The sequence below is a fragment of the uncultured Dialister sp. genome, from assembly GCF_900541605.1.
Taxonomy (GTDB): domain Bacteria; phylum Bacillota; class Negativicutes; order Veillonellales; family Dialisteraceae; genus Dialister.
This window is the reverse complement of sequence record NZ_UQKJ01000113.1, coordinates 1-5,870: the sequence shown is the minus strand read 5'-3', so window position 1 is coordinate 5,870 and position 5,870 is coordinate 1. Positions and strand designations below refer to the sequence as shown.

At 57.6% G+C, this 5,870-nt stretch carries 4 protein-coding genes; all 4 read left to right on the top strand.

Annotated features, from left to right (window positions below; all coding sequences use genetic code 11):
* The first annotated feature begins 148 nt into the window (after positions 1–148).
* The 4 genes from QZR21_RS07590 (at position 149) to QZR21_RS07575 (ending at position 5,667) form a co-directional block, all read left to right on the top strand.
* The gene (locus QZR21_RS07590; RefSeq protein WP_296099955.1) at positions 149–1,165 is read left to right on the top strand and encodes an efflux RND transporter periplasmic adaptor subunit; all 1,017 of its coding nucleotides are present in this window, start codon (positions 149–151) and stop codon (positions 1,163–1,165) included.
* 528 nt (positions 1,166–1,693) lie between these two features.
* Positions 1,694–3,445: an ATP-binding cassette domain-containing protein gene (locus tag QZR21_RS07585; protein WP_296099953.1), complete on the top strand. Its 1,752-nt coding sequence runs from the start codon at positions 1,694–1,696 to the stop codon at positions 3,443–3,445.
* Positions 3,445–4,551, top strand: coding sequence for an ABC transporter permease (locus QZR21_RS07580; RefSeq protein ID WP_296099950.1), 1,107 nt, complete (start codon positions 3,445–3,447; stop codon positions 4,549–4,551). Before QZR21_RS07585 ends, QZR21_RS07580 begins: the two co-directional genes overlap by 1 nt.
* Entirely contained in the window at positions 4,552–5,667 is a 1,116-nt protein-coding gene (locus tag QZR21_RS07575; protein ID WP_296099946.1) for an ABC transporter permease, read from the top strand.
* Positions 5,668–5,870 lie beyond the last annotated feature (203 nt).

The following is a 5,870-nucleotide window of genomic DNA, read 5'->3' as shown; positions in this document are numbered from 1 at the left end:
GTGCATAAAAATCCTTATAAAATCTGACTCTGCGAATTAATCAGCGCTTCCCTAGACCTGGATCTAGATCTAGACCTGGGCCAACAGCGGCTTCGCCGCATCAGTCCCGTAACGCATTGGGGCCATTACTAATAATGAGGTGACAGGCATGATGGAAAAAATCAGGGAACACAAGAAAATGGTGACGGTCATCGTTATCCTTCTCGTGCTGGTACTGGGATTTGGCTTCTACGAATACCGAAGCCGGAAAGCGGCGCAGGAAGCGGCAGCAGAACTGGTGCTGAAGGGCAATGTGGACCTTCGGGAAGTGTCGCTGGCCTTCCGGAACAGTGACCGCATTTCCGACATCTATGTGGAAGAAGGGGACACGGTGACGAAGGGACAGGTGCTGGCAAAGCTGGACACCGAGGACCTGGAGCACCAGATGGCGGTGACGAAGTCCCAAATCGCCGCCCAGGAAGCGCAGGTGGATAAGCTCCATAATGGCACCCGGCCCGAAGACCTGGCCCAGGCACAGGCCAAGGTGAATGAAGCCGTGGCGGAAAGGGATTTTCTGGCCTCCGACTTTACGAGAAAACAGGACGCCTTCAATGCGTCCGGCGGTAAGTCCGTGAGCCGGCAGGTATTAGACGATGCCAGGACGAAGCTCGCCACCGCCGATGCAAAGGTGAAAGAGGCCCAGGCGGCCAATGATCTCGCCGTGGCAGGTCCCCGGAGCGAAGACGTGGCAGCGGCGGAAGCCCAGCTGCAGAGCCTGAAAGATACGCTTTCCCGGGAAGAATATACCCTGTCCCAGTCGGAACTCATTGCGCCCCAGGATGGGGTCATCCGTTCCCGGCTCATGGAAGTGGGGGACATGGCATCTCCCCAGAAGCCGGTATTCCGTATTTCCCTGAACTCTAAGAAATGGGTCCGGGTCTATGTGAAGGAAGGGGACCTGGGGAAGATCCATGAAGGGAGCAAGGCGGAAATCTACATCGACAGTGCCAAGGAACCGGTAAAAGGTCAGATCGGCTACATTTCCTCCACCGCCGAATTCACGCCGAAAAATGTGGAAACCAGTGAACTCCGTACCGCCCTCCTCTACGAGGTCCGGGTGTACGTGGATGATAATGACAACCGGCTGCGCATGGGCATGCCGGCCACGGTGAAAGTGAAGCTGTGACAGGTGCTTGTGGTTGGTGTCATCTGGGACGGGGGCTTGTGGCTGAGCGGCGTGCGAATGGGCGGGGCCTTTAGCCTTGAGCCTTGAGTGAATCAGCGGTTCTCGCAGCCGTTTCATTTGACACAAACCTCCCTCGTCATCTCGAGCGGTGGCAAGGGAACTGGATTCACAGGGAGCGAAGCGACCGAGAATCCAGTGACACGCTTCCCCTCGGGTTTGGGCATGCCGGTGCTCCAGATCCATACCATTTAAATAAGCCAATGACTCCATACGTTAAAAGCGTGCCCCCTTGGAGAAGGGGGCAGCCCAAAGGGCAGGGGATAGATCTGCCTCGTAGAGGCAGAATCTGCAAAGCAGAAGAAAAGTAACGGATGGAAGCTAAAAGCTGGAAGCCCCCATATGTGCGCAGGTACACCCAAAAGCAGGACACCCGGCCCGCAGGGCCTGACCAGCTCAAGGCTAAAGGCTCAAAGCTCAAGGCACCGGCCCAGGTGACTCTAACCGTAACCATCAGTAATTTCAGAAAGGATGACAACATTGGACGAAGTGATTCGAGCGGAAAAATTGCATAAAGCCTTCCGCCTGGGCGGAGGAAAAACCATTACGGCCCTGGACCACATCGACCTTTCTGTGAAAAAGGGGCAGCTCACGGCGGTTATCGGCCCCGATGGCGCCGGGAAGACCACCCTTATGCGCCTCATTGCGGGGCTCATGGATCCTACGGACGGGAGTCTCACGGTGCTTGGCAAAGACAGCGTGAAGGACGCCGAAGAAATCCAGAGCCGCATTTCCTACATGCCCCAGAAGTTCGGCCTCTACGAAGATCTGACGGTCCAGGAAAATATGGACCTCTACGCCGACCTCCACGGGGTGCCGAAGGAGACGCGGCCGGCCCGGTACAAGAAGCTCCTGGAAATGATGGGCCTCGAACGGTTTACCGGCCGCTTCGCCGGGAAGCTTTCCGGCGGCATGAAGCAGAAACTGGGCCTCGCCTGCACCCTGGTGCGGTCGCCGGACCTGCTGCTCCTCGATGAACCGACGGTGGGGGTGGACCCCCTGTCCCGGCGGGAGCTATGGGAAATCATCAAGCAGTTTGTGAAAGACGAAAACCTGTCCGTCTTTGTCAGTACGGCCTACATGAACGAAGCGGAAATGGCTTCCGAGGTCTACGTGCTCCACGAGGGCCATGTGCTGGCCGACGGAACGCCGGAGGACCTCTGCCGCATTGCGGAGAACCGCTGCTTCACCGTATCCCCGGAGGCCGGGGTGCCTACGAGGATTCTCCAGGCCCATCTCCTGGATGATATGGACCATGTGGTGGATGCGGTGCCCCGGGGCGGGGAAGTCCATTTCATTACGAAGGGGAAAGACCCGGTGCCCTACCTCAGGGCCCACCACATGGAGGCCCGTCCGGCGGAGCCGAAACTGGAAGACGGCTTCATGATTCTTCTCCGGAAAGCGGAGAAGGGCATTCTGCCGCCTACGGAAGAAAGTAAAAAGGCCCTGGACCTGGGCAGCCGGCCGTCGCAGGAAGTGAATATCCGGGTGAAAAACCTGGTGAAGAAATTCGGCGACTTTACGGCGGTGGCCAATACGTCCTTTGAAGTGCACAAGGGAGAAATCTTCGGCCTCCTGGGACCAAACGGCGCGGGAAAAACCACCACCTTCAAAATGCTCTGCGGCCTCCTGCCGGAGACCAGCGGTTTCCTGTCCGTGGCAGGGGTGGACCTTCGGAAGGCCCGGACACGGGCCCGGGCGAATATCGGCTACGTGGCCCAGAAGTTTTCCCTCTACAGCAATATGACGGTCATCGAGAATATGGAATTCTACGGCGGCGTCTACGGCCTTCCGCCGAAGCGGATGAAGGAGCGGATTAAAGAACTGTCGGAGGAATTTTACCTGTCCGACCGCATGGAACAGAAGGCGGGGGACCTCCCCGGCGGCTACAAGCAGCGGCTGTCCATGGCCTGCGCCCTCCTCCATGAGCCGAAGATCCTCTTCCTCGATGAGCCCACCTCCGGCATTGATCCCCTGGCTCGACGGAATTTCTGGCGCCAGATTACGACGCTGGCAGCATTGGGAACCACCATCATCATTACCACCCATTTCATGGAGGAAGCGGAGTACTGTGACCGCTTCATGATCCAGGATAACGGCCACCTCCTGGCCATCGGCAGTCCTTCGGATATCCGGAAGGAACTGGGCAGGCCGAAGGCCGATATGGATGATATATTCATCGCCATCGTAGAACGGGCGAGAGAGAAAGGAGAAGGAGCGTAATGGAAGGCTTTGCAAGGCGCATGAAAGCGCTGATCCATAAAGAATTTCTCCAGCTCTTCCGGGACTCCAGCTCCCTGCTCCTGGGCATCGTACTGCCGATTATCCTGATCCTCATCATCGGCTACGGCATTTCCCTGGACGTGAAGAATGTGTCCTCCGCGGTGGTGCTGGAAGACACGTCACCCCTGGCCCAGGACGCCGTGAGCTTCCTGAATGGGTCCGATTATTTCTCGCCTACCTATGTCACCAGCCGGTCGGAGGCAGAGGAAATGCTGATTGACCGGAAGGTGAGCGTCATCATCGATATTCCCCCGGATTTTTCCACCTCCCTCTATGAAGGGCGGGCTAAAGTGCAGCTCATCCTGGATGGCGTGGAAACAGCCACGGCCATGAGCACCCAGTCCTACGTGGAAAGTTCCATTTCCTCCTGGCTCATGAAGAAGGGACTCGCCGGAAACGGGGGAATCACCGTATCCGCCCGCATGTGGTTCAACGATGCCAATTCCAGTACCTGGTTCTTTATCCCCGGCCTCATCATGCTCATCATGACCATTGTCGGCGTCATGCTGACCTCCGTGGTCATGGCCCGGGAATGGGAGCGGGGAACCTTTGAATCCCTGTTCGTGACGCCGGTAAAGCCTATGGAGCTGGTGCTGGCAAAGATGGTGCCTTACTTCTGCGTAGCCCTCCTGGGTATGGGCATCTGCCTCGTGCTGTCCCGGTTCCTCTTCGAAGTCCCCATGGAAGGGTCCCTACTGGCGGTAATTCTCATTTCCATGGTATACCTCCTGGTGGCCCTGGGCATGGGCCTCGTCATTTCCGCCATTACGAAGAAACAGTTCCTGGCCTGCCAGTTATCTCTTCTTATCAGTTTCCTGCCCTGCCTCGTGCTGTCGGGCTTTATCTTTGACCTCCGTTCCACGCCCCTCTTCGTGCAGGGAGTGGGCCAGGTGCTGCCCTTCAGCCATTACCTTGTCTGCATCCGGTCCCTCTTCCTGTCGGGCACGGATATGGGCATGCTCCTCAAGCAGGGAGGCATTCTCATGCTATATGCCCTCTTCTTCGTGGGCTCCGCTTTCGGTATGACCAGAAAGAAGGTGGAATGAATGGAAGGATGGGCCCTTTTCCTCCAGCAGCTCCTCGTGATCTGCCGGAAGGAAATCTTTAATATCTGGAAAGACCCCGCCACCCGCCGCATCGTGGTAGTGCCGGCCATTGTGCTGGGGTTCCTATTCGGCTATGCCGCCAACTACAACCTGAAAGACGCCCCCTACGTGGCGGTGGACATGAGCCACAGCCAGGCCTCCGGCGAGCTGCTCTCCCGGTTCGACGGCACCAGCCTCTTCCATGCGGTGGCGTACCTGTCATCTCCCGATGAAATCGGGACCTACATTACCCGGGGAGATGCGGTGATGGCCATCACCATTCCCCAGGACTTCCAGAACCGTCTGGACCGGGGAGACACGGCGCCGGTGCAGATCATCACGGACGGAAGAAATACCATGATCGCCGGCCTCGCCGCCAGCTATGCCAGCCACATCGTGAGCCGGTACAACCTGGACCTGGCAGGCCGGGAAAGCCCGGTAACCCTGGAAACCAGGACCTGGTTCAACCCGAACCAGATCACCCGGTGGTTCTTCCTCCCCGGCATTATCGGTCTCCTGTCCTTCGCCCAGGTCTTCCTTCTCGCCGGCCTTTCGGTGGCCCGGGAACGGGAAGAGGGCACCTTTGAACAGCTCCTGGTGGCCCCGGTGTCTCCGGCGGTCATCCTCATCGGGAAGGCGGTGCCGCCGATGCTGGTAGGGTTCGTACAGTGCACCATACTCCTCTGTATCAGTTACTTCTGGTTTCAGGTCCCCTTCGCCGGGTCCCTGGCCACCTTTTACCTGGCCCTCTTCTTCTATCTCCTGAGCTCCACCGGCTGCGGACTCATTGTATCTTCTATCTCTAAAAACATGCAGCAGGTGCTGGTATACGTTATTGTCCTCATGATACCGATGGCCCTCCTCTCCGGCATCATTACACCGGTGAAAAATATGCCCGCCTTCCTGCAGACCATTACCTATGCGGATCCCCTCCGCTTCGCACTGGAGCTCATCCGCCGCATTTACCTCGAAGGCCTTACCTTCAGCCAGCTGGCGTTCAACTTCGTCCCCCTGGCTCTCATATCCCTGGTCACCCTCACCGTGGCGGCGTATCTGTTCCGGCACCATATGAGCTAAGAAAATGGTGGGCCATACCGTCGGGCAGCAGTAGGGATATTAGTTAGGAGTGAGGAGTTAGGAGTGAGGAGTGAATGTTGCGGCGCACAATTCATATAGCGCCGCGAGTTTTTATGAATTTTCGCCGCCCCTGCCAATTGCGGTTTGACGAGCTGTTGTGTTCGGCGCAGATGGGTAGAGCCATTCGCATGGAGCTTCTAGCT

Coding starts and splice junctions, on each gene's coding strand:
- QZR21_RS07590 (WP_296099955.1), top strand. CDS start 149: ATGATGGAAAAAATCAGGGAACACAAGAAAATGGTGACGGTCATCGTT.
- QZR21_RS07585 (WP_296099953.1), top strand. CDS start 1,694: ATGACAACATTGGACGAAGTGATTCGAGCGGAAAAATTGCATAAAGCC.
- QZR21_RS07580 (WP_296099950.1), top strand. CDS start 3,445: ATGGAAGGCTTTGCAAGGCGCATGAAAGCGCTGATCCATAAAGAATTT.
- QZR21_RS07575 (WP_296099946.1), top strand. CDS start 4,552: ATGGAAGGATGGGCCCTTTTCCTCCAGCAGCTCCTCGTGATCTGCCGG.